The sequence below is a fragment of the Denitrificimonas caeni genome (genome assembly GCF_905120345.1).
Lineage (GTDB): Bacteria > Pseudomonadota > Gammaproteobacteria > Pseudomonadales > Pseudomonadaceae > Denitrificimonas > Denitrificimonas caeni_A.
The window spans coordinates 30,012-55,601 of sequence record NZ_CAJHOA010000011.1; the positions used below are offsets into that span (position 1 = coordinate 30,012).

The window sequence follows — 25,590 nt, forward strand, 5'->3', positions numbered from 1 at the left end:
TGCTCTAGCGTTTCTAGGGTGCTGCTTTTTTGTAGGTTCAAATTATGACGCAATATGACCATGTTAAGCTTGAGCAGAGTTGGAAAAAGGCCTTGTCGGCTGAGTTTAAACAGCCATATATGCAACAGTTGGCGGATTTTTTGCGTCAAGAAAAACAGCAAGGTAAGATCATTTATCCGCCGGGCGCGCTGATTTTTAATGCGTTGAATTTGACGCCATTGTCTCAGGTGAAAGTGGTTATTTTAGGCCAAGATCCTTACCACGGGCCCGGCCAAGCGCATGGTTTGAGCTTTTCCGTGCCAGAGGGTATCGCTGTTCCGCCATCATTGCTCAATATGTATAAAGAACTGCAGCGTGATTTAAATATCCCAATCGCCAAGCATGGCTGTTTGCAACGTTGGGCAGAACAAGGGGTGTTATTGCTCAATACCACCTTGACCGTTGAGCAGGGGCAAGCAGGCGCGCACGCTAAAGCGGGCTGGCAGCGCTTTACTGATCGTATTATTGATTGTGTGAGCGAGCAGCAAGCACACGTGGTGTTTATGCTGTGGGGCGCGCATGCCCGCAGCAAAGGCGAACGTATTGATGCCAGTAAGCACCTGTTGCTGGAATCTGTGCATCCATCACCTTTGTCGGCCTATCGCGGCTTTTTAGGCAATGGCCACTTCAGTCAGTGCAATAAGTTTTTACAGCGCACTGGACAAACGCCCATTGAGTGGCGGCTGCCGGAGCTGAGTGCTGAACAGGCTGAGTTAACGCTCTAAGCCATTGCTCGCTAGGCGGGTTGTTCGCCCGCTTGCTGAGCTAAATACATCAGTACCCGCTCAATCGCCGCATCCAGTTCATCTAGGGATGGATCAAGCTGCGCTGCATTGTTTTTAATTAATGTTTCGCAGGTTTTACAGATCGAACGCAACTGCGGTACGCCGCAATATTGAGTTGCACCATGCAGGCGGTGAATGCGCTCCAGTAACGCGTTGCGATCGCCTTGCGCGCGCGCTTTTTGTAGATAAATCCGATCACTGGGTAATGACTCGCCCAGTAGTCTTAATAGCTCGTTGGCCAATGATTCTTTACCGTTGGATAAGGCGCGGCCTTCCTGTAAGTCGATAACCGGCAACTGTTGGTGCTGGATCAGATGCTCTCTAGGCTGCTCAGGTTGACTGTCAGTGACAAGGAAAATTCCCGTCCACTGCGAGATCGACTGGGCTAAGGATTGCTCGCTGATCGGTTTGCTGATGCAGTCATTGAGACCAGACTGTATGAATTGATGGGTTTCGTAAGGCAGGGCATGCGCGGTGACGGCAATGATCGGCGTTGCTTTAAGCTGTTGATTGCGCTCCCACAGACGCATGGCTTCAGTGCATTGCTGGCCGCTCATAATGGGCATTTGAATGTCCATAAAGACAATGTCAAAACGCTTTTGCTGGAATAGCGCTAAAGCAGTCTGACCGTTATCGGTGCTGCTGACGCGCACATTCATATCGTCGAGTAAGGTCTTAATCAATAATAAATTGGCTGGATTATCATCCACACATAAGGCATGTAACGCATAATCCTTGAGGGTCGATGGAGGCTGTAACACAGGCGCGTCTTTAATGTGCAGCACATCGTTAATGGCATGCTGTAAGCGGTGATGACAGGCAGGTTTGCTAAGCATTTGTTCGCAAAAAGGTCGTCCTAGACTGCCTTGGAAAATAGCAAAGTCGCTGGTGCTGCATAACAGCAAGACTTCACAGTGCAGTTGCTGCAGCTGGTTAAGGATAATTTTCAGGACGTGCAATGGGTGCTGCTGGGTATTAATCCCAAGTACGGCTAGGTGATAAGGTAAGGCTGTCGACGCGGCAGCGCTGACTTGTTGCAAGACCTCGTCTAAGTCATTGACGCCATTAACCTGTACACCACAGTCTTCTAATAAATGGGAAATGGCCTGCTGTGCCAGTGGGTGAGGATCGTACAACACCGCACGATGAGTTAAGGGTTTGGTTTGCTCTATTCTGGAATCGCTGTCGTGGGGTTTTTCGAGACGTAGGTTAAACCAGAATTCTGAGCCTTCACCGAGCGTACTATTAACGCCGATCTCGCCGCCCATATGCTCAACTAAACGTTTGGAGATGGTTAGACCTAACCCGGTGCCGCTGGCTTGTCGGGTCAAGGAGTGGTCTGCTTGGCTAAATGGTTGAAATAAGCTGCTTTGTTCGGCGAGATGCATACCAATGCCGGTATCTTGCACGGTGATGCGCAGTTGCACATAGTCGTCTGTTTCATCATCGAGCATAGCGCGCACCACGACACTGCCAGCGTGAGTAAATTTGATCGCATTACCAATGAGATTGGTCAGGATTTGCTTAATGCGCTGTGCATCGCCCATCAAGGTTTGTGGGGTGTCGCGATAGACTAAACTGATCAGCTCCAGTTGCTTCTGATGAGCGGCAGGCGCCAGTAGGGTGAGGGTGTCTTGAATTAAATCGCGCAAGTAGAAGGGCGCATGATCAAGGGTTAATTTACCCGCCTCGATTTTTGAAAAGTCTAAAATTTCATTAATAATATTGAGTAAGCTGTCTGACGAGTTAATGATGGTGTTGAGGTAATCTTCCTGGCGAATGGTTAGATCACTTTTTTTCAATAACTGGGTAAAACCAATAATACCGTTCAGCGGTGTGCGGATTTCATGGCTCATATTGGCCAGAAATTCTGACTTAATACGGCTGGCTTCGATGGCTTCTTTGCGGGCTAAATCCAGTTCGATATTCTGGATCTCAATGGTTTCCATATTGTGCCGAGCATCATCCAGCGCTTGATCAATATTGCTTTGTAACTCTTCTTGCGCCTGCTGCATGGATTGCGCCATTAGATTAATGCCGTTGACCAGCTCGTCCAGTTCGTGACTTCCGGGAGAGCTCAAACGGGTATCCAGATGGCCTTCGCGAATACTGGCAACACCTTTTTTAATATTTTCCAGCGGAATATTAATGGTGCGGCTGAGGCGTAGAGCCAGTAAGGCGGTGATCAGTAAACCAAATAAAATTAATATCGTGCTGAAAAAGATACTGCGGTAGCCTTCCAACACCGTGGCGTGACGCGACAGCTCTAGTTGAATCCAGCCCAGCGGTTGCTGATTGGTTTGCTTGAGTGCGTCGCTTGCATCGATGGCGTCAGACTTTGGATACACCGGTAAAATCATGTGTGAGCTGGCGTCGGAGGTGTGAATCGTCGGTTTTGGCGTCAGGGCCGGGGATGATTCTGTGATCGAAGGCCCAGAGTGCACGAGAACACCACCCGCCGCGCTAGTAAAACGCACGGAGCGCACATCACCGAGATCGAGAGCCTCTTGGGCGATACGGCTCAATTCTGCGATATTTTGTACTTGCAGTGGTTCATAACTCATCCGTGACAGCTGGGTCAGGATCAGCTCACCGCGGCGCTGTAATTGCTGCTGCAAGTCATCGAGTTGTGAGTAACTGAACCAGCCCCCCAGAATAACGGCAAAAATACCGCAAGGCATTAAGGTCAGTAGGAGGACGCGGCCTCTAATTCCAAGGTTATTTAACACGCAGTGATTCTCCTCACAACAGAAACAAATAACTCATAAAATTATCGCACCTTATAGTCCATGGTTATAAGTTGATGCTTTTGTGGGTTATGGACTCTTCGCATTTGGCGCTATCATAGACTTCTTTTTATTTCGATGCTGCTGCTTATTATGACCGTTAACTATCCTACTCTGGCTGACTGCATCGGCAGTACACCATTAATTCGTTTACAACGTCTGGGCGCAGAAACGTCCAATACCCTTTTAGTGAAGCTGGAAGGAACCAATCCTGCCGGCTCTGTCAAAGATCGACCGGCACTGGCCATGATTGAGCGTGCTGAGCGCAGTGGACGAATTAAACCGGGCGATGCTTTAATTGAAGCAACGTCAGGCAATACCGGCATTGCGTTGGCCATGGTCGCGGCGATCAAGGGCTATCGGATGCTGTTGATTATGCCAGATAACTCCACGGCTGAGCGTAAAGCGGCGATGAGCGCTTACGGTGCTGAGTTGATTTTAGTTGAGTCGATGGAAGCGGCGCGTGACTTGGCGTTAGCCATGCAAGCGCAAGGACAGGGTATAGTACTGGATCAGTTCTCTAATCAAGATAATCCAACGGCACATTATACCAGTACCGGTCCAGAGATTTGGCAGCAAACGCAGGGGCAGATTACCCACTTCGTCAGCTCCATGGGCACCACCGGTACTATTATGGGGGTCTCGCGTCATCTTAAAGAGCAGAACCCAGCGGTACAGATTATTGGTTTGCAACCGATCGAAGGCGCGACGATTCCAGGGATTCGTCGTTGGCCGCAGGCGTATTTGCCCAGTATTTTTGATGCCAGTCGTGTTGATCAGGTGATCGATATGGGTCAGCACGAAGCCGAAGACTGCATGCGCCGTTTAGCCCGTGAAGAGGGCATCTTCTGTGGTGTTTCCTCGGGTGGCGCAGTGGCTGCCATGTTGCAGGTTTCAAAAACCGTTGAAAACGCCGTATTGGTCGCCATTATTTGCGACCGCGGTGATCGTTATTTATCCAGCGGTATTTATGCACCGGAGTTCGTATGAGTCGCCCTAAAGCCCCAAAAACCTTACGCTTTCAGCCTGCAGGTGGTGAGAGTAAATCGTTACCAGTGGGCAAGAAACAAGTCTTAAGCATTGAGCGTTTAGCGCACGATGGTCGCGGTATCGCTTTCCTTGATGGGCGTACCTGGTTTGTCAGTGGCGCTTTACCTGGCGAGCAAGTGCAAGCACAGGTCTTAGCTGCGCGCAGCAAAGTGGTTGAAGCGCAAACGGTTGCTATTCAAACCAGCAGTCCTGAGCGTATCACTCCAGAATGTCAGTGGGCAGGGCAGTGTGGTGGTTGCACCTTGCAGCACATCAGTCATGCGCAACAAATCAGCATGAAACAGGCCAATTTGGCTGAACAATTAAGCCGTGAAGGCGTGACGCCAGTCGCGTGGGCGGAGCCTTTAGTGGGGCCCGCTTTTGCTTACCGCCGCCGGGCTCGGATTGCGCTGCGTTATGACGTTAGACAAAAGCATGTTGAGGTGGGCTTTCGTGGCTTAGCCAGTAATGCCATTGTTGAAGTTAAAAACTGTGTGATTTTAGTGGCTGATTTGCAGCCGGTGTTTGCTGGTTTATCGGCCTTGTTTAATGGCTTTAAGCAGCCACAAGGGTTGGGCGAGGTTGAGCTGTTTAGCGGTCGCAGTAATGCATTATTGCTGCGCTACACGCAAGCATTGCATGAGGATGATCTGCAGCAGTTACGCGCCTACTGTGCGGAGCATCAGGTACAACTGTGGTTGCAAGGTAAAGGCCAGCCACAAGCTGATCAAGCTGGACAGACGTTGAGTTATAGTTTGACGCAATTTGCTTTAGATATTACCTATCAGCCGGGTGACTTTGTGCAAGTCAATGCGCAAATGAATGAAGCGATGATTGCCCAAGCGCTGGAGTGGCTGGCGCCGCAAGCTGATCAGCGCGTACTGGATCTGTTTTGTGGTCTAGGTAACTTTGCGCTGCCACTGGCTAAGTATGTTGATCAAGTGATCGCAGTGGAAGGTGTGGACTCGATGTTAGTGCGCGCGCGCGCCAATGCCGCAGCCCATCAACTGAACAATGTGCAGTTTTACCACAGTGATTTGACCCAACCTTTGCACGATAAAGAGTGGGCGAAAAGCGCTTTTGCTGCAGCGTTATTGGATCCACCCCGCGAAGGCGCACAAGTTGTGGTTGAGCGTTTGGCGAAGTTAAAAGTACCACGTATTTTGTATGTGTCGTGTAATCCCGCCACCTTAGCGCGTGACGCTGCGCTACTGACAGCGCGCGGTTACCGTTTACAGAAAGCCGGCATATTGGATATGTTTGCACAAACAGGGCACACCGAAGCCATGGCCTTGTTTGTAAAAAAGTAAGCGGGTTATTTAACTAGTTGATGTGGTGAGTTGAGTCGTTGGCTCGAAGGATTGGTAATGGTACAGGTCAGAACAGAACAGCCGGTTAGCCAAGATGGCAGTATTGATTTGCCCAGTTGGGTTGAACAAATTATCGCGGTTGATCCATTGCTGGATGCAGAGGGATTACTGCGTGCGTGTGAGTTTGCTCGCGATGCTGAGCAAAAGGCGAAAGCTGCCGATAATATTTGGGCAGAAGGCGCCTCAAGTTTGCAAATCGGTTTAGAGATTGCACAAATTTTAGTCGATTTAAAACTGGATCAAGAAACCTTAGTCGCGGCGATTTTGTACCGTACGGTGCGTGAAGGTAAAGCGCCCTTAAGTGATATTGAGCGCTTGTTTGGTCCGGTTGTCAGCAAGCTGATCGATGGTGTGCTGAGAATGGCCGCGATCAGTGCCAGTATCAATCCACGGCAAAGCGTGGTGCTTAATGCACAAGCACAGGTGGAAAATCTGCGGCGCATGTTGGTGGCGATGGTCGATGATGTGCGTGTCGCGCTGATTAAGTTAGCAGAACGCACCTGCGCTATTCGTGCGGTCAAAAACGCACCAGAGCACAAGCGCTACCGCGTCGCCCGTGAAGTGTTTGATATTTATGCACCGCTGGCGCACCGCTTAGGCATTGGTCATATCAAGTGGGAGTTGGAAGATTTATCTTTTCGCTACCTTGAACCAGACCAGTACATGCATATCGCTGACTTGTTACATGAGCGGCGGATTGATCGTGAACGCTTTATCCGTCAGGTCGAGCAACAGTTGCGTGAAGAGCTGAAAGATGCGCACATTGAGGCCGATGTCAGTGGCCGAGTGAAGCATATCTACTCGATCTGGCGCAAAATGCAGAAAAAAGGCCTGCAGTTTAGCGAGATTTACGATGTGCGTGCGGTACGTATCTTGGTGCCAGAAGTGCGTGATTGTTATACCGCGCTGGGCATTGTACATACGCTGTGGCGGCATATTGCTCAAGAATTTGACGACTATATTGCTAACCCTAAAGAAAACGGCTACCGCTCGCTGCATACCGCGGTGATTGGCCCGCAAGGCAAGGTCTTGGAAGTCCAGATTCGTACCCAAGCCATGCATGAAGAAGCTGAGTTGGGCGTTTGTGCGCACTGGCGCTATAAAGGCACCGATGTTGACGGGCAGTCCGATCACTACGAAGAGAAAATTGCTTGGCTCAGACAAGTACTGGAGTGGCATGAAGAACTGGGTGATATTGGCGGCTTAGCGGATCAGATCCGGGTTGATATTGAGCCGGACCGAGTCTATGTGTTTACCCCAGATGGCCATGCCATTGATTTGCCACAAGGCTCAACGCCGCTGGACTTTGCTTACCGTGTGCACACCGAAATTGGTCATAACTGCCGCGGCGCAAAGATCAATGGCCGTATTGTGCCGCTCAATTACAGCCTGAAAACGGGTGAGCAAGTTGAGGTGATTACCGGGAAAAACGGCTCGCCTAGTCGTGATTGGCTCAATACTAATCTTGGCTATATCACTACCACTCGTGCCCGTGCCAAAGTAGTGCATTGGTTTAAGCTGCAAGCGCGTGATCAAAACGTCGCCGCCGGTAAGCAGATGCTCGAGCGTGAAATGGCGCGCTTAGCTATCGGGCCGGTCAACTATGAGCGGCTGGCAGAAAAGTGTAATTTAAAAACCAGTGAAGATTTGTTTGCCGCCTTAGGTGCCGGTGATGTGCGTCTAGCGCATGCGGTCGGGCTGGCGCAGCAGTTGCTTGACCCGCATGAACGTGGCGTACAGCAGCTGGATTTAATTCCGCGCAAACCCAGTCAGCATTTACCCAGCCGCGATGAAATACGTATTCATGGTGTCGGTAATTTACTGACGCAAATGGCCGGTTGCTGCCAGCCGGTGCCCGGCGAGCCGATTGTGGGCTATATCACCGTAGGACGTGGCGTGACCATTCACCGTCAAGATTGCTCAACGGCCTTGCATTTGAGTAGCAACGAGCCAGAACGCATGATTCAAGTGGGTTGGGGCACTGAGCCGGTGAAAACTTATCCTGTTGATGTCTTGGTGCGTGCTTATGATCGTCCAGGCTTACTCAGTGATATCTCACAAGTGCTGCTCAATGAGAAGATGAATATCGTCGCACTCAATACCAGCGCAGTTAAAGAAGATAATGTGGCAGTGATTAATTTAACCGTAGAAGTGCCAGGCTTAGATGAGCTGGGCCGTCTGTTAGGGCGTATTTCTCAGTTGCCTAACATTATCGAAGTGCGTCGCCAGCGTCATTAATCGCTCATGCTCTCGATCAGCTGCTGTACCGGCGTTTGATCGAGGCTCGACATTGTTTTTTGTGTGGTGCGTCACAGAGGGCTGATTGGCCTTAATGGGCTGGGTTGGTTATTCTTAGCACCCCGTAACTGTTTAGAAGGATGCCAATGCATGTCAGAGTTTCCACCTTGCCCAGCCTGTAACGAAGAAATCACCTACCCAGACCGTGAAAACTATGTCTGCGCGACCTGTGGCCACGAGTGGCCGATGGATGGTTCAGACGTTACGGAAGAGAGTAATGAGAAAGTTGTCCGCGATGCGCATGGCACACCTTTAGCTGATGGCGATACCGTTGTTTTAATTAAAGATTTAAAAGTTAAAGGCAGTTCAACGGTTATTAAAATGGGCACTCGTGTCACCAATATCAAAATTGTTGATGGCGATCATGACCTTGACTGTCGTGTTGATGGGCAAAAAATCATGCTCAAATCTGAGTTTATGAAAAAAGCCTAAAACACCTGCATTCAGCCGCTTGTGTCATGGCTGAAGCATGCAGCGCAGATCTACAATGACACGAGTTTTTAAGTTTCTGTCGATCTGCGTTATTTTCATGGCGAATATTCTCCTGTGGCCCATGTTGACACTATAAATTATTGGCAGTCGGCAGTAGAATAGATCCTTTATCGCATAATTTTCGTGGAGTTGAAGGCATGTCAGACGTCAAGAAGGTGGTTCTCGCCTATTCCGGTGGCTTGGACACTTCGGTCATTCTTAAGTGGCTGCAAGATACGTACAACTGTGAAGTTGTTACTTTTACCGCCGACCTCGGTCAAGGTGAAGAAGTCGAGCCTGCACGTGCAAAAGCACAAGCCCTAGGTGTTAAAGAAATCTACATTGACGACCTGCGCGAAGAGTTTGTTCGTGATTTTGTCTTCCCGATGTTCCGTGCGAACACCATCTACGAAGGTGAGTACTTACTCGGCACTTCAATCGCGCGTCCTTTGATTGCTAAGCGCTTGATTGAAATTGCTAACGAAACCGGTGCAGATGCCATTTCACACGGTGCGACCGGTAAAGGTAATGACCAAGTTCGTTTTGAACTGGGTGCTTATGCGCTGAAACCTGGGGTAAAAGTGATTGCGCCTTGGCGTGAGTGGGACTTATTGTCGCGCGAAAAGCTGATGGACTACGCTGCTAAGCACAATATCCAGATTGAGCGTCACGGTAACAAAAAATCGCCCTATTCAATGGATGCTAACTTGCTGCACATCTCCTACGAAGGCGGTGTGTTGGAAGATACTTGGGCTGAGCACGAAGAAGACATGTGGCGTTGGACCAAGTCGCTTGAAGAAGCGTCTGCAACTCCTCAGTACATCGAACTGACCTACCGCAAAGGTGACATCACCGCGATTGATGGCGTTGATATGACGCCAGCTACCGTCTTGGCTGAGCTCAACCGCATTGGTGGTGAGCACGGTATCGGCCGTGTCGATATCGTCGAAAACCGCTACGTGGGTATGAAAGCCCGTGGCTGCTACGAAACCCCAGGCGGCACCATCATGCTGCGCGCACACCGTGCGATTGAGTCCATCACCTTAGACCGTGAAGTCGCTCACCTGAAAGATGAGTTGATGCCGAAGTACGCATCAATGATCTACAACGGCTACTGGTGGAGCCCAGAGCGCGTGATGCTGCAACAGATGATTGATGCATCACAAGCGAACGTCAACGGCGTAGTTCGCTTAAAACTGTACAAAGGTAACGTTGTGGTTATCGGCCGTAAATCAGACGATTCATTGTTTGATGCCGCGATTGCAACTTTTGAAGACGATGCCGGTGCCTACGATCAGGCCGACGCTGCAGGCTTCATCAAGCTCAACGCACTGCGCTTACGCATCGCCGCCACTAAAGGCCGCAAACTGCTGTAAGAAGGGTATAGTTAATTCTATCTTTCTTGTTAAAAAGGCCACCTTCGGGTGGCTTTTTTTATGCCATGCATAAGACAAACTTAATATTTGAATTATAACTTTTATATTTATGCACGCTTCTCTGCTGTGGTTAAGATAAAATTATTTAAAAACAGTGGCTTGGGAAGTGAACAAGGGCGATAGTGAGCATAGCCAAAGCAAGATAGGCGGCATGCAAGAATTGTTGCTAGCTTGTGTTTCTTTTTTAAAGAAAAAAGCTTGTATATACAGGCGCTTATATTAATTAAAGTAAGTGGCAGCCGAGCTGCAAAGTGGGCATGCTTACTAATATAATGTTATATGTCACACAGAATGGAGAGTGCGTGTTTAAATTTCTATTAGGAGCAATTACTGGATTATTTTCCTCCATGATGATTTTTTCAACACTGACAGTTTTTGATGTGAATATTGATATGTCAGTTATCACTAATATCATTATTGCCGCGGCAACAGTGATCGCCACAGCTATTCATTTTGACTCGCAAAGAAAACAAAGAATCGATCGAATCTGGGATATAAACAAAAGCATACTTCTTGACCTAACGTATTCACTATCTGAGGCGATGGAAGCTACTGAAATCGAAATACAAAATCGCTATAGTTACGACGATGAGCAAGTCGCGACAAAGCATCATGTTTGGAGCGAGCTTAATGAAAAAATCAACTACATGCTCAACGTATACGGCTCACTCGTAAGCTCTGAGCTATTATCATCTATTAATCACCATAAGCAGGTGAGCAGAAAAATATCCAGCCAAGTAAATTACGAATATTTGGATACAACCACAGCATATGAAGAAATGCTCATAGAACACAAAGCGCTCTATGGAAAACTGCTATCGTTCATCGCAAAAATAAGCGGCGTTAGCGCCATATAACAATGTGCTGAAATCGTTCGCTTCGCTCACTGGGACCTGCTAAAGCCTGCCCTTTAGCTTAATCGTTAGGCATCAGTATTAAATTTCAGCAGGGATATTCTATAAATGGAAAAAAATAAAGAACAAGAAAGAGAAGAATTCTCACAGGGAACCAAGGCAGAGATTGCTAGGGAAGCAATGTATGTGTGCTCAAGTCCTTATTGTTACCGCTTTACAAGCTATAACACTAAAGAGGGTAAAGTTCGTTCTATTGCTCAAGCTGCACATATTTTAGCGGCTGGTAAAAAAGGCCCTCGTGCTGATGCTAAAAACCCTAGTACTTTTCTCCGTTCGGCTGAAAACGGAATTTGGCTATGTAGCATTTGTCATAAAAAAATTGATGATGATCCTACTGACTATCCTGAATCTATGTTGAAGGACTGGAAAAAAAATCATTTGGAGTTACTTCGAAGATTAGTTGGTAAAGATATCGAGGCTGCATTATTAGAGTTACGAAATGAAAAACGCCATCATCAAGATGTAAGAGAGTTCTTGTCATTTATGGAAGATCGCCGCGTTTTGTACGAAGGATTAGACATGGAGTTCCCCCCTCGAGTTCTTGAGTCAATTGAAATGATGAGAAGTAGAGTGATACAGCTTAGATCACAAGTTTTTGGTAACGACAGAGTTTCTATAGTGTTGAATCAAATTCAAGAAGCTATCAATGGATTTCTATCGAGTATTGGTAGTGATACAGATCTAAGAGTATTGAGATGTGATTCTAATGACCCTAAATGGCTAAAATTTAGTGATGAATTATTAAAGTTTAGAAAAGCAATGGTTATAATTTTGAAAGTATTATCAGATGACTCTAGTTACGACTTAAATTGGTAGTATTAACAAATGCCTAACAAGCAAATCAACAAGGACTAAAAACAGCGGGCTGTTCGCTTTGCTCCATTTTAGCCCACTATTTTTAGCCTGTTATTTGGGCGTTATGTAAATAGGAATTACAATGAAAAATACAGAAGGGTACGGGTTGTTTAGGTTATTTTCCAATTATTTTTGGTTGGGCATTGTATTTATTCTTTTATCTATAATTGTTAATATAAATTTTCAAGATCTTCCGTTTTGGGCATCAGTTCTTATGCGGCTTTTAGAAGCTGTGGGGGTAGCCGTCCTTGTTGCTTCAATTTTCACATATGCAAGCGGAACATCAGAGTTTATAGATAAAATAAAAAACCTCTTACAAGATATCGTAATTAATAGAAACTTCTTGGGTAACATTGACTCAGTCAGCAAAAGAGAGGCATTAAACTCGTTAATTAAACCGTCGTCCGAAGAGAAGCTTTTGTATTCTAATATAGAGGGATATCTTAACACTTACATAACTCAAACAATGGATGTTACAAATAAGTGCGTAAGGAGCAACTACTCAATTAATGCCAGAGCTTATATTGAAAATCATAAGGTCTACGTTGACTCAAGAATATCCTATAGACTTTATCCTACAAAAGATGGATACAGTGATATTAAAGTAGGCTTCTTGGTTGGAGAAGAAAATTCCATATGTAACAGGGTCGTGGTGAGCACGCAGCATGGAGTAAGAGAAGAGTTCAAAGGTCTCAAGTATGAAGAGATCACCATCGATGCTGGCAAAGCAAGGCTTGCGACAATTGATTTATCTAAATACGCAAAAAATTGCGCGCACTTAGACATTGAAATAGACATGAAAGAATGCGGGTCAGATCATTGGATGATGCTGTCTTTTGCTGCACTTATTCCAACCGATAAATTTCGACATATGCTCCGTTGTGAGGACGGTCTCATCATAAAAGCGCACCATACATTCATTCATGGTGCTAAATTCCATGTGGATCAGTCTTCGGATATTGAAATAACGGTTTCATGTAACGAATGGATAAATGAGGGGACGGGGCTTTCTGTTCTTATATCTTTGCCACATGAAACTCCACATAACGTTCCAATCAGTTGACGCTTTAGCAGTCAGCTGATTGGAACGTTATTTTTTGAGTGGCCAACAAAAGGATTGGTGTAAATGATGTGGTTTGAGCCGTTACCAGAACAGTGTCCGCCTTTTGGCGCGAAGCCAGTTAAAGGGACTTTTTATAGGCTTGTGACGGGTGCTGTTGCTGGCTGCGAGGACTTTTGGTCTCATAGAAAAATATGGCCTAATAAGTCTTTTAATGTCGACGAATGCCGTGCTAGATCTTTATCTATATACGAGTGTTATGAGGATTGCGACAAACTCAGAAAACTCTCAATGCACAAGTACAAAGAAATCGCTGAAATTACGCTAGATATCAATGCAGGCATTGCAAAGCAGACTGGGCGTGACAAAACCCATTATTCTTGGTGGCGAAGCAATTCCTTTATGCCACAAGCACAAAGTACTGTGATCACGTCATGAGAAAAATAATCCCGACAATAATATTGCTCTATTACGACTTCCCCCAGGTCTTTATCGGAAAAGATTCGGTGGATCTTCGGTATGTGTGTATGGCTGTATCTGAAAATGCAGAAGGACCAATATATTTTTGCACCCCAACTTCAGGAAACCGCATTGATAAACTCTGCACTGCAAAAATTGATCTGCGCGAAGTTTTTTCTGATCCAGAGTTATCTAGTTTTTACGAGTGCACAGCCTCGAATGACAATAACGAGCTAATGATTTCGCCCGTCGAAGGCGTATGTCCAAAAGAATATCTACCAGATGAGGGGTTGTATTTTGATGGGTACGATGAGGTTTCTAGCAAAGCACTAGAGCTTAACTCTATAGTTTCGTACGCATCTCTTTCAGTTGCTGAGTCTGAAGACATACCCCGAATCCGAACAACGAAACTGTCAGAGTTTTTGATTATTTATCAAAATGCAATTAAACACCTGACTAAGTTGACAGCAAAAGAAGTAAATAAAACTGTAGCAAAGGGAGAAACACCATACAGCACTGATGTGTTTGGGTTTTCATATGGCTCGTTTACTATCCAAATGAGAAGCTCTTACGAGAGCGATTTACTTGGAGATAACGCGCTGTTAGCTGGAGCGTTTGAGAAATTAAATAAATTGCTAGCCCTCACTAACGACCCTGATTCGGCTATCAATTATCTCCAGAGCTTAAAAGGCCATACAGCGTCGTCTTTGATAAAACTACTTGAATTTATGGTGGATAACTCGTGCCCAATATCACATCGCTGGGCGAATCCATATATGGGTGGGTCGCATTCAGCAAGTGCTAGTCTTGGTCATGTTAGTGAATTAGTAAAATTATGCAGACAGAGAGATGATTTGTTTTCAGAACAGGTTGTATTGAAAGGCTACTTTACCATTGCAAATAGCGATGCAAATACTTGGAAAATTATCGATGATGAGGGTGAACATAACTCCGGAGCTATCCACCCTGAGTCTAGTATAACTATGGATGGAATAATAATACGGAAACAGAAGTATATGCTGACTTGCGAAGAGAGAATCGAAGTTGTTTTAGGGACGTCGAAAGAAGTAAAAAAATTATTGCTCACTAGCCTTGAAAAAACAACATAACAATTGCAGGTTGTAGGACAGGCACTCAGCTTCGCTCTGTCTCTGCCGCAACTTCAGGTGTTACGAGTAAGTATGGAGTCAGTTAATGAAACTAGAAGGATTAGTCGATCTGTACCGCAGCATGACATCTCAAGATATTGACCGATATCGTTTCTCCTACAAGTCAGGGAAAGCACTGTTTGATGTTTTCTTTTTTGTTGATGGAAGCCCCTTTGTTCTTCTCTTTGGAGTGAAATCCGAAAATTTTAGCTTCGAGATAGTGGTGGAGAGAGGTTTCGAGGTTGATCCGAAGTTTGATCGTAACACCTACAAAGAGCTCTGCCGGGTCCTGGGGCTAGAATACGATCCAGATAGGCCTTTCAGTCCTCGGAACTTCTTTAAAGAATTCAATGCGAATATCCCAAATCATGCGCTTGCAGCACAAAAAGCGGCACCACACGAAGTTGCAGATTATCGCTCAGTTGCTGAAGAGGCTGACAAGATTTACTTTCTCGGTTGGCGAGACAATACCAAGCGTGGAGAAAAAGTAGGCATCTTAAACCTTGAGAAAACGAGAAGGCTGTTAGGGGAGAAAGCCTTTGAGAGGTGTAAACAAAAGAATATTAGCAGTTGCTGGACTGATAATAAAAAAGCTGCGAAGGGTTTTGTTTTACCGTGAAGTTTACTCATAACAAGGCGCTGCTGTCGGATAAATTTTCCGCTGCGCTCCAAATTCACCGCAGAGCGCGGCGTTATGTGTTTTATAGGTAATCAAACTATGCAGATAATTTTCAATGTTAATATATAAGTACATGCCATTTCGTGAAAGCTACTTTAATAATTTCATGCTTAAAATATCAAGATATGGTGAGTTTAACGATCCGTTTGATTTGGTACTTGGAGAGTACGGCATGTCTTTGCCAGAGAGCGAGGCTGAAGAATTCTACGACATGATGCCGGAATACTACAAAACACTTGATTACTACTCTGAAACTTACTTAGATATTGAGGCAGGTGCTCGTGCATCTTTAGCAATTCTTTGTTTTAGCGAGATATTCGAGAATATTCTAATGTGGTCTCATTATGCTGATAATCATACTGGGCTGTGTATAGGATATGACGCTGAGTGTGATTTTTTTAACTCTATGTATGGCTGTAACTACTCAATGAATGTTGGTGAGCTAAAGCCAGTAGTATACACAGAAGAAAGGCCACAATTTATTCTACCGAGTGATTTGGTAAACAACACAAATGATTGGTTTAAAAAATCTATAGATTGGTCTTATGAAAAAGAGCATAGAATATTATTGCCCATGGGTAATGCTACAGAAATAGCGCTAGAACCTGAAACTATTTGGGGCTATAAAATTGATCCTGTAAATATTAAAAAAATTATCATGGGTTGCAGAATGAAGAGTGAGCACAAACAATATATCCATAAAAAGATTGCTAGCTATGATATCGAACTTATAGATGCGAAGCCACATCCCTCATGCTATAAGCTAAAATTTCAGTCATACGACGCGAATAGCGACGTTAATATAGTTTATAACTTAGGAATGGATGTTTAGTCGGCACATAACAAGCGCATGTTGTCGGACTAGTTTTCCGATGCTTCAAACTAGCCGAAAATGCGGGCGTTAGTGCTCTTTATGCTGCGAACTATCGAAAGGGTTCCAAATAATGACAAATAAAAAACCTATGGAATTCAATGACATTGAAATTATAGGAAATATAATTAATGAGGTGGGAGATAAAAGTTTAAATCACCTTTCAAGCGCATTCGGTCGAGAAGCTGAGAGTGAGAAAGATAATTTTCCAGAAGAAATCAGGAAATTATTGCGTCTCCTTAAGGATGTTACATCTATGATGTTAACACCAAGAAGCAATAATGAACCTTTTAAAGCTCTCATACAGATGGCAGATGGCAGACGTTCAGCATTACCCTGTGACTTCTCTTTAGATGATCTTAGTACCTTGTCAAAAATAATTGATATGCTTCACCATAAGCCATTGAGAGCAAGAATAGGTGATTTATTATGGGTTTGTAATAAACCAAAAAGTCCTGCGCATGCAAAAACTGCTATAGATTGTTACATCTCGGCGGGTATTAATCCTACAACATGGTTGCATAATGGAAAAAAAGAATTCGAACGAGCCTATCGACTAATAAAGTTGCTTAGAGATTCAGAGCGCTTGGAAAAAATTGAAAAATATCTAGTTGATGCATTCAATACTGATACAGATGAATTTATTGATATTGCACATTCAATAGCTGACCTTGTCGTCGAGGTTGGTGCCTTAAAAGATTTTACCTTAGATATAGCAGAACGGTTAGAAGCCTTGGGGCTTAAGTTTATGTCTTCTGAGAGTTTTCAGAATGCAACTCGTCATTTTCAGCTTAGTTCTAGAATGTACAAGAAGATGTCAAATGAATCCAAATACATTTATAACTTAGTCAAGGTGGCGGATTGTTATGCTCAAGATGCTGAGAAGAATTTCAACTCAGGAAAAGGGGCGAAACTAATATCAAGTGGTCTTTTTGAAAGTGCTATTCATACTTACAGAAAAGTCCCAAAGAATTTCCGTGAGGAGTATTCAATTGATCAAAAGATTTCAATGCTTCGGCATAAACTAAACGAAGCAGGTAGACATACTCTAGATGAGATGGCGGCTTTTCGTACACCCTTAGAAGGCGCTGATGAGGTAGTAGCTGCATCTAAGAGTCATGTGTCAGGTAAAAGCTCTGAATATGAGGCGCTCGTCTATTTTTCTGGAGTATGCAATATTCCAGATTACGCTTCATTAAAACAAAGAGAAAAAGAGAATATGAGTCAGTATTTTCTTAGTTCTTTATTTGGCTCAACTCAATACTCAATTGATGGGCGGGTCGTCGCTAAAACACCATCGGTAGGGTTCAGTGATGATCAAGACTCATTTGATGTTGCACTAGGCGATAAAATGGTTAGGGCTTTTAGTCACGAAGTAGGGTTGAACGTTCAATTATCTATTATTCCTGCACTGCAACAGATTTTGAGTGAGCATACTTTTAGTAAGAATTTTGTCTTTGAAATGTGTGATTTCAGCCCGCTGGTTCCAAAATCCAATGTAAATCTGGTGGCGAATGCAATTTGGTTGGGTTTCGAGCTAGATTTCTCTACAGCCATCCATTTAATAGCTCCCCAAATAGAAAAAATTGTGAGAGAACAATTAAAGAAACACGGTGCCCATACAACTCACATCGACAAAAATGGTATTGAGCATGAAAATGGCTTAAGTACTCTTCTGGATATGCAAGAAGCTGTAGCAGTTTTTGGTCAAGATAAACTTTTTGAACTAAAAGCTTTATTTGCTAATTCCATAGGTCCAAATTTACGAAATGAAGTGGCACATGGCCTTTTAACTGATAATGCGGCTTACTCTGCTTCTCCTATTTACGCTTGGTGGATGCTTCTTAGGACGGTTATTCATTCAATAATAGTATCTTCAGAAGAAAGCAATGAGGCTGATAATTAAATCAGCACTAACAAACGCGTGAATCGGGACTGGTTTTCCGCTTACGCTCCAAACCAGCCCATTACGCGGGCGTTGCACATAGCCGCTACGCGGCAGAGTATTAACGTTGGAGTTATGTATATAACAGCTGAGGACAAAGGATATGTCCAATCGAGCCATACAAAATCTGTTTGCTTGTTACTCTGAACAACTTAAGAATACCAAGCAACCGCTTAAAAACCTCAAGGCAATTGATGCGCTAACCCATTGCCGTACACGTGCATTGGGTGCCAGTTATTACCGCTGCAAGTTAAACCATGCCGAGATAGAGCAACTGCACTCGTGTCGCCATCGCAGCTGTTATGTCTGCGCTCATAAGCAACGCCTTGACTGGATTGAAAAGCAAAAAGCGCGCTTGCTCGACGTGCCGCACTTTCATGTGATTTTCACCTTGCCTCATGAGTATTTACCGCTGTGGCGTTATAACGAAGCGCTATTTGCTCGGATTCTGTTTAAAGCCAGCCAAGAAACATTACTGCAATTACTCGTGCAGCAGCGACATGGCGGTGTCACACCTGGGATTCTAATAGCGCTGCATACGTGGGGACGGCAACTAACACTTCACCCGCATACACATTGCTTGGTGACTGCGGGCGGTCTTGACTCAAACAATGACTGGAAGGCGCTAGGGAGTTACCTCGTACCCAGCGCGGTGATTCGCTCGGTCTATCGTGGCAAGCTGCAGTCTTTTATTAAAGCCGCGTTTGATGCGGGAGAGTTGATTTTGCCACCAACAATGTCGGCCACGCAGTTTTGGTCGATGTATCGGAGTCTGTACAAAAAGCATTGGTGTGTGCGTATTGAAGAGCGCTATGCGCATGGCAAAGGCGTGGTGCTTTATCTTGCGCGTTATTGCAAAGGCGGCCCTGTTGATCCGCGACAATTAAAGCAGATGACCGCTGACGTTGTGACAATGAGCTATTTGGATCATCGTGATAAACGTATTAAACAGCAACGACTCAAACCGATGGATTTTATAAGTCGGCTACTTCAGCATGTGCCACCCAAGGGTTTGCACACCATTCGTTATTACGGGCTGTATGCTTCTGCGAGTACGTTACGGTATGAGCAATGCCGGCAACAATGCGGAACGGTCGAGTCTATGCCGCATGCAAGTAGTGTTGATCGGCTATCGATGGTAGTTTATTGCAAAACCTGTGGCGGGCCAGCGCAGTTAAGTCGTCGCTGGTGGGCACGTCGGTCAAAAGGAATTTCCATTAATAAAGAAGCGCTGAGCATTGGTGTCAGCGGTTCTGTACAACAAGTCGATGAACCGCCCCTTGCGGGTGTTTTTTACAATACGTCCTAAAGCTCCGAATGGGTCTTTTTTTTGGTTAGGCAAGGACGGTTATCTAAGCGTTATAAATCACGCTAGCCCTGAGTGTAAGTATGTACTAAGATGTATTACAAACGAATACAGAGGTGTGTTTCGATGAGTATTACAAGTATCCGGTTAGCCGATGATATAGAGAAGCCACTTGAATCTTTAGCTAGCAAGCTAGATAGAAGTAAAAACTATCTTATAAATCAAGCAATTAAAGAGTTTTTGGCAAGGCAATCTCTCGAGGACTCTAGGTGGTCAGACACACTTGAGGCCTTAGAGTCTATTAAGTCTGGCAAATCCGTTGCTGAAGCGGATGTGAATGCTTGGTTAAACAGCTGGGGCACTGGTGAGCGTAAAGAGCCACCTAAATGATTGAGGTTAAGTATTCCCCGGAATCGCTCGAAGACCTTCAACGAGTTGTCGAGTTTATTGAAGTTAAAAATCCATATGCCGCTCGAAGAATCGTAATTGATCTTCAAGAGGGTGTTTCCAGATTAAAGCAATTTCCGGAAATTGGCTTACCCGTATTTAAAGCTCCTGATCCAGAAAGAATCCGAGATTTATATGTTGGTGATTACACCGTGCGGTATTTAATTACTGAAGGCACTGTTTATATTTTGCGAGTTTGGCACAACAAAGAAAACGAGAAAAATTTATAACAAGCAGCTGCACTGGACTCTGCAAACTGTCGCGCCTTTTGCTTACGCAAAAACACGCGCCAATTTTCTCCGCCTGTGAGCTGGGCGTTAGGCGAATTATTCAGCATGGACATAAACTACCGTAATTTGGCTCGAGAACACCTAAGTTATGCTAAAGAAGAACTTGATTCAAAAAAAGATCAACGCCTTCGTCATGCTGCTTTGGAGCTAAGAATGGCTATGGAAGCTCTTACATACGATAGGGCTTTAGCATATAAAGATGAATTTCCTCCCCGAGAGTATGAGACTTGGCAGCCACGGAAGGTCTTGCTAGTTCTCCTCGAAATTGATCCCTTTGCGGATAAAGACAGTTCATTGGCTGTGGGTGTTGAGAAGGAGTATGGGAAACCCGCGCCAGAAATGAAATCGCTAGGCTCAGAAGTAGTGCTCAGTATGAAGGTGCTCAAGAAACACTATGATGCCTTAGGTAGCTATCTACATATTCAATCTTTAAAACATAGTAAGACTGGAGAAGGACTGGATTTCAAACGATTCAGAAATCGTTGTGGGGACATTACTGAGTTCATTAATAAAGTTTTGTCTTCCTCAGTATTCAATTGCACATTAGGTCGCTTTATGAGCATTAAATGTATTGAATGCGGGAACTCAATCCGTAAACGAATTCCTGTTGGAGAGAAAATTTTCGAAGCTAAGTGCTATAACTGTATGGCTACTTATATTGTCACAGATGACGGAGCAGGAAATTTTAAACAGGCACCTCATCAGCTCAAGGTCAAATGCGGCGGTACAGGATGCCATCATGAAATTGTTGTATGGCAACATGAGCTAGAGGTTGGTAGGCATTGGAAATGTCCAGAATGCAGCGGAGTAAATGCCTTTGCGCTAGGGGTTACATATGAAAAAGCGTCTAATAATTAATTTAATTCGCTGATAAATGAGCTTGTACCTTCACTGCTATGCAGCTCCGACTTCAATACATTTTAAGGAAGAATTATGAAAAAAATTAGTATTGTCATTGTTTTGAGCTTTTGGGCGCAAGTGGTAACCGCGAACCCAATTGAAGGTTACGCTAAACAGAGTCTTCTTATGTGGGATCCGGTTGAAATTCGAGTAGATGGTGAATCACTCACTATAATCTCCAAGGAGGGAAGAATTACAGATCAGGTTTATCGAGCGATGATCGTCAATGGCCTATGCATGGGCACGATTCTCAGCCCGAGTAGTCTCGATGAAATTTCCGAAATCAAAGTTCTAAACCAATTTGGCCGTCAAGGTTATGTCTTTAAGGGTGGTAAGGACGAGTGCGAAGAGATCAATAATATGCCTGCAAACAAAACAGAAATGTATATTCTTGGGAAAACGCACATGCATGCGAATTAGTAATAAAACATTAACAAATCAAAGTATGAAAAAGCTCATTATATTACGTCTTCAGTACTGTTTTAAGTGTGAGCATACTGGAGGCGTTAGGGGTTCATTGTGTTAGATCCGATAATAGGATTCTTTGAAAAGTTAATTGATGATTTTTCATGGCGGCGCTTACTTTTGCTCGTAGTCATTCTGTCGCTCATGGCTTCTTTCGCGTGGATGTATGAATCATATACAGACTCGTTCCAGCTTAAAAGAATGGAGAAACAAGTCGAGCTCTTAGAAAAACTGGTTAACCTCAACTCGAATAAAGCCATAATCGATAACCAAGAACTGCAGAGTATATATAGGGGGCTCAATAAGAACCTTAATGCTTTAAATTCTGAGAGTGCCGCTATAGTGCTTTCTCCTCCTGTCACACAGACATTGGCAGCATTGCTTCCGTGGTTATTACTAATGATGTTACTTCTACTTTTTAAAAAAAAGACGGGGGGTGAAGCAGCAGCTGGTGTGGCTGTAGTTTCAATCCCAGTAGCTTTTATTGGTTATTGGTTGCCTCAATTTGAGCAAGCTTGGATTAATTATGTGCTATACCCCGTAGCATCTTTTGTATTGCTAATAGGTGCAGTCATCTGGTGGCAGGGTACCAAAAATGTCTAAAAAGGCCAGTATGAGTAATCAGGAAATTACTGTTTCACTCTTGTTTTAGGCACTTTCTAACAAATGGAGTCGATATGCTTTTTATTTATAGTGGGCTAGTTATTATCTATTAGAAAACCTCAGTAAAGAAAGGGTGAATTACGCGTTCCGCTGACTACTATCAAAAATTTGTCAGCCAAGAAAATCAGGCACTATCAATGGTTTATAATACCTAGCTGAAAATATTAGTGTTGCTACAACAGCAGCGCAACCAAAGCCTAACAAGCGCATGTTGTCGGACTGATTTTCCGCTGCGCTTCAAACCAGCCGCAAATACGGGCGTTATAGCCGTTTTGTCATAGAGATTGAAGTGGCATAACAACGTTGTTTATTAAGCCTTCGCCGTTTTTTATAACCTGAATGATGAGCAGCAAATGCTGCTATAAACAAGCACAGGCATGATGACATGGCACAGCAGCAGACATTGCCGGCTATCCCGTTTATGCTCAGTACTGATTATTAAAACGGCTTTGCCAAATGAAAGGTGTTTTATTGCTTAATTGACATTGATGGAGTCCATTATCCACTCGCTTGCTCTTACCCCAAAAGCCACTTGGTTAACCTTGGTCTGCGCTTTCTTGACTCTCGCAATAGTGAGTCTAGTGCCGTCGATGGCATTTGCCGCCACCAGTGAAGGCAGCGCTTCATGGTATGAAGCAGACTTAGCGGCGATTGGTGCACAAGAAAACGCTGAAGGGCTGAATCGTCGCACTCCCAGAGAGACGGTGCGCAATTTTGTGACTCTCACCGAAACGAAAGAATACCAAAAGGCCGCTGAGTTTTTAAACTTAGGAGATTTGCCCCAAGCTGATCGCGCCAAACACGGCGCCGAGCTGGCCCGACAATTAGGTTTGGTGATTGACCGGCAGCTGTGGATTGATTGGTCCAGCTTGTCGGCTCGGCCCGATGCTATGCAGGATCAAGGTCCTGCTAATCATCCGCTTACCGGTAAAGCGCGGCGCGATATTGGCTTAAAAATGGTGAAGCTCAACAGCCAAACCTATGAAATTCGCTTAGCTCGCTATAAGAACAAAGGCAGAGAGCCGGTGTGGCTATTCACACCGCAGACCGTAGAAAATATTCCCATTTTGTATGAAGCATACGGGCCTCATATATTTGAGGCTTATATTCCTAGCAGCCTTAAACAACGAGTGGGTGGCTTACGGCTTTGGGAATGGATAGCGCTGCCATTGCTGCTGTGTGCACTGCTTGGCTTGGGCTGGCTGATTAACCGCATGATGCGATGGCTAGGCTATAAGGCTAACAGTCCTCTCTTGCGCCAAGCTGCAGAGAAGACACGGCTGCCGCTGGCTTTGGTGGCAATGGCTATTGCGGCACAGCTCTTTTTTAAGATGGGGGTGTCATTTTCTGGCCCCGCCACCAATATCGTGCGACCGTTTTTAATTATTATCGTCGTCTCAGGGTTAGGCATGGCGGCTCTTAAAATTATTGATGTCATCCTTGATCGAGTGACGCTACGGGTGATAGGTGATATCGACGATACGCGCAGTATTAAAAAGCGCGAACTTTACACTTCTATCTATGCACTGCGCCGGGTGGTGGTACTGGTGATGGTGGCGATATCGGCAATAGTGCTATTGATCCAGCTAAACTTGTTTGAATCCTTAGGCATGTCATTGCTGGCTTCGGCTGGGGTGGTGACGGTGTTACTGGGGATAGCTGGGCAGGCGGTGCTGGGTAATATCATGGCCTCTTTGCAAATCGCCTTAGCTAAACCGGTGCGCATTGGCGACAGTGTATTATTTGAAGGTAACTGGGCTTATGTAGAGAGTATTTTTTATACTTTTATTCGCCTGCGTACATGGGACGAGCGGCGCATTATCGTGCCGGTTAAGTATTTCGTTTCGCAGCCCTTTGAAAACTGGTCAGTAAAAGATGCTCGGATCATGAATACAATTGTGCTGTTTTTGGATCACAGTGCCGATATTCGCCAACTGCGTGAGGTATTCATTGAGCTGGCAAAAAATGATGAGGGGGTTATCGATTATCATACGCTGGCCGCCAGTGTCACCCAGCATTCTCGTGCTGGCCAAGAGTTATCTTTTTATGCCATGTCTCCCGATCCTTCTACCGCGTGGGCAACGGCGATGCGCCTGCGCGAAGCCATGCTGGATCATGTACGCAGCCATCATCCTGATTGGTGGCCTTATGAGCGATTTGATGGCCCGCATATTTAGCCGCAGCTGACGGCGGTGAAGCCCCATTTAGATACAAAGTCAGATGATTAAACGTCAATTAAAAAGGGTTAGCGCAGATTAACTATTTTTATGACATTGGTTATTATTTATTGCCATTATGCAGTCTGTATATACCGGAGAGGGTAAAACCCAATTTGGCCGTAACTTTCTAAATATATGGCTAGAAATATATTTAGAAGTAACTCACTGGGTAGTGTTATACAGACTGTCTATTTATAGTTGAAATAATTAGGCGATAACTACGCTGACACATAGGGAATAGAGGGGAGATAATTATGATAGTTGAGATTGGAGTTTTGATTTTAAAGCTATCTTTAGCGGCAGTAGCAGGTTTGATTTTGGGATTAGAGAGAGAGACGAAGCATAAGGCATTAGGGTTAAAAACATGCGTCGTAATTGCGATTGCAAGCTGTTTACTTACTATTGTTTCAATTGAGTTTACACTAAATTTATATGAAGGAACTATTTTTACTGGGGCGGATCCGATGCGCTTGGCATCACAAATTGTGACTGGTGTTGGTTTTCTTGGAGCGGGTGTTATTTTACGCAGAGATAGTAACGTTATTTCTGGACTGACAACGGCTGCAATTGTTTGGGCAGCCTCTGGATCTGGAATTGGGATTGGTTTAGGTTATTATCTCGAAGTCGCGGTTAGTGTTACATTAATTAGTCTTACGGTCAGTTTTCTTCCTTTTGTTATGCGTAAAATAGGTCCAAGTTCGTTAAAGGAGCAGAAGGTTTCATTGAGCGCCTCCCTTGATTCTACTGTTCTGATTGATACAGTCGTTAAAGAGATTGAAGCCCTCGTGATCAGTATTGAAAATGTGAAAATAAAAGGTATAGATAATGGTCACCGGCTTGATATGCTTTGTTTTATTGATGATGAGAAGGGAAACATTTATTCCCGATATGATAAAATTAGAAAAATTACTGGCGTTAATCAAGTGGAAATTACGAAAGTTTAGCAGTTGAAAAAAGAGTGACGTTTATGTAGAAGCAATATAGTCTCGTCATATTGAGAGTCTGTTTTAAATGAATAATATATGAGTAGCGGAACATCAAACATTTTAATTTGGCCGGAGTTTTCTCGGATAGCATGGGAGACTGTAATTAAATCTGTGTAACTGTTTATCATTGACCCCTAACGGGAAGGATAGACAGACGATGAACAAAAAA

At 44.6% G+C, this 25,590-nt stretch carries 23 protein-coding genes; 22 read left to right on the top strand and 1 reads right to left on the bottom strand.

The features are described 5' to 3' along the window. Window positions 1–44: 44 nt before the first annotated feature. Window positions 45–764, top strand: a complete 720-nt coding sequence (gene ung, locus JYJ62_RS15305; RefSeq protein ID WP_205343109.1) for a uracil-DNA glycosylase — start codon at window positions 45–47, stop codon at window positions 762–764. Window positions 765–775: 11 nt separating this feature from the next. Here the strand turns inward: ung and JYJ62_RS15310 are convergent, their stop codons facing one another. After that, a complete protein-coding gene (locus tag JYJ62_RS15310) occupies window positions 776–3,553 on the bottom strand; it encodes a response regulator (RefSeq protein WP_205343110.1) in 2,778 nt (925 codons plus the stop codon). A gap of 150 nt (window positions 3,554–3,703) precedes the next feature. Here JYJ62_RS15310 and cysM point away from each other — a divergent pair, with 150 nt between their 5' ends. The 21 genes from cysM (at window position 3,704) to JYJ62_RS15415 (ending at window position 25,379) form a co-directional block, all read left to right on the top strand. Further along, entirely contained in the window at window positions 3,704–4,600 is an 897-nt protein-coding gene (gene cysM / locus JYJ62_RS15315) for a cysteine synthase CysM (RefSeq protein ID WP_205343111.1), read from the top strand. Continuing rightward, entirely contained in the window at window positions 4,597–5,949 is a 1,353-nt protein-coding gene (gene rlmD, locus JYJ62_RS15320) for a 23S rRNA (uracil(1939)-C(5))-methyltransferase RlmD (protein ID WP_205343112.1), read from the top strand. The genes cysM and rlmD overlap by 4 nt, the downstream gene beginning before the upstream one ends. A 57-nt stretch (window positions 5,950–6,006) precedes the next feature. Then, entirely contained in the window at window positions 6,007–8,247 is a 2,241-nt protein-coding gene (gene relA, locus JYJ62_RS15325) for a GTP diphosphokinase (RefSeq protein WP_205343113.1), read from the top strand. Between the two features lie 150 nt (window positions 8,248–8,397). Beyond that, window positions 8,398–8,739, top strand: a complete 342-nt coding sequence (locus JYJ62_RS15330) for a zinc ribbon domain-containing protein YjdM (protein WP_205343114.1) — start codon at window positions 8,398–8,400, stop codon at window positions 8,737–8,739. Between the two features lie 197 nt (window positions 8,740–8,936). Then, window positions 8,937–10,154 (top strand): argininosuccinate synthase, encoded by a 1,218-nt coding sequence (locus tag JYJ62_RS15335; RefSeq protein ID WP_205343115.1) that lies wholly within the window; start codon window positions 8,937–8,939, stop codon window positions 10,152–10,154. 362 nt (window positions 10,155–10,516) lie between these two features. Next, a complete protein-coding gene (locus JYJ62_RS15340) occupies window positions 10,517–11,071 on the top strand; it encodes a hypothetical protein (protein WP_205343116.1) in 555 nt (184 codons plus the stop codon). 105 nt (window positions 11,072–11,176) lie between these two features. Further along, complete coding sequence (locus JYJ62_RS15345) at window positions 11,177–11,944, top strand: DUF6650 family protein (RefSeq protein ID WP_205343117.1); 768 nt, start codon at window positions 11,177–11,179, stop codon at window positions 11,942–11,944. 121 nt (window positions 11,945–12,065) lie between these two features. Next, a complete protein-coding gene (locus JYJ62_RS15350; protein WP_205343118.1) occupies window positions 12,066–13,046 on the top strand; it encodes a hypothetical protein in 981 nt (326 codons plus the stop codon). Window positions 13,047–13,109: 63 nt separating this feature from the next. Further along, window positions 13,110–13,481 (top strand): hypothetical protein, encoded by a 372-nt coding sequence (locus JYJ62_RS15355; protein WP_205343119.1) that lies wholly within the window; start codon window positions 13,110–13,112, stop codon window positions 13,479–13,481. After that, window positions 13,478–14,611, top strand: a complete 1,134-nt coding sequence (locus JYJ62_RS15360; RefSeq protein ID WP_332461641.1) for a DUF6575 domain-containing protein — start codon at window positions 13,478–13,480, stop codon at window positions 14,609–14,611. Before JYJ62_RS15355 ends, JYJ62_RS15360 begins: the two co-directional genes overlap by 4 nt. Before the next feature lie 85 nt (window positions 14,612–14,696). After that, a complete protein-coding gene (locus tag JYJ62_RS15365) occupies window positions 14,697–15,269 on the top strand; it encodes a DUF6037 family protein (protein WP_205343121.1) in 573 nt (190 codons plus the stop codon). 133 nt (window positions 15,270–15,402) lie between these two features. Continuing rightward, on the top strand, window positions 15,403–16,161 hold the full coding sequence (locus JYJ62_RS15370; RefSeq protein WP_205343122.1) for a DUF2971 domain-containing protein: 759 nt from the start codon (window positions 15,403–15,405) through the stop codon (window positions 16,159–16,161). 112 nt (window positions 16,162–16,273) lie between these two features. Next, entirely contained in the window at window positions 16,274–18,106 is a 1,833-nt protein-coding gene (locus JYJ62_RS15375) for a DUF4209 domain-containing protein (protein ID WP_205343123.1), read from the top strand. A gap of 142 nt (window positions 18,107–18,248) precedes the next feature. After that, the gene (locus tag JYJ62_RS15380) at window positions 18,249–19,454 is read left to right on the top strand and encodes an IS91 family transposase (protein WP_205343124.1); all 1,206 of its coding nucleotides are present in this window, start codon (window positions 18,249–18,251) and stop codon (window positions 19,452–19,454) included. Between the two features lie 123 nt (window positions 19,455–19,577). Beyond that, on the top strand, window positions 19,578–19,841 hold the full coding sequence (locus JYJ62_RS15385; protein ID WP_205343125.1) for a ribbon-helix-helix protein, CopG family: 264 nt from the start codon (window positions 19,578–19,580) through the stop codon (window positions 19,839–19,841). Next, complete coding sequence (locus tag JYJ62_RS15390; protein ID WP_205343126.1) at window positions 19,838–20,128, top strand: type II toxin-antitoxin system RelE/ParE family toxin; 291 nt, start codon at window positions 19,838–19,840, stop codon at window positions 20,126–20,128. The genes JYJ62_RS15385 and JYJ62_RS15390 overlap by 4 nt, the downstream gene beginning before the upstream one ends. A 105-nt stretch (window positions 20,129–20,233) precedes the next feature. Further along, window positions 20,234–21,046: a hypothetical protein gene (locus JYJ62_RS15395; protein ID WP_205343127.1), complete on the top strand. Its 813-nt coding sequence runs from the start codon at window positions 20,234–20,236 to the stop codon at window positions 21,044–21,046. A gap of 75 nt (window positions 21,047–21,121) precedes the next feature. Beyond that, window positions 21,122–21,508: a hypothetical protein gene (locus JYJ62_RS15400; RefSeq protein ID WP_205343128.1), complete on the top strand. Its 387-nt coding sequence runs from the start codon at window positions 21,122–21,124 to the stop codon at window positions 21,506–21,508. Between the two features lie 99 nt (window positions 21,509–21,607). After that, the gene (locus JYJ62_RS15405) at window positions 21,608–22,156 is read left to right on the top strand and encodes a hypothetical protein (RefSeq protein ID WP_205343129.1); all 549 of its coding nucleotides are present in this window, start codon (window positions 21,608–21,610) and stop codon (window positions 22,154–22,156) included. 617 nt (window positions 22,157–22,773) lie between these two features. Continuing rightward, entirely contained in the window at window positions 22,774–24,393 is a 1,620-nt protein-coding gene (locus tag JYJ62_RS15410; protein WP_205343130.1) for a mechanosensitive ion channel family protein, read from the top strand. A gap of 296 nt (window positions 24,394–24,689) precedes the next feature. Further along, window positions 24,690–25,379 carry an MgtC/SapB family protein gene (locus JYJ62_RS15415; RefSeq protein ID WP_205343131.1) on the top strand — a complete coding sequence of 230 codons (690 nt, stop codon included), beginning with the start codon at window positions 24,690–24,692 and terminating at the stop codon, window positions 25,377–25,379. Window positions 25,380–25,590: the final 211 nt, after the last annotated feature.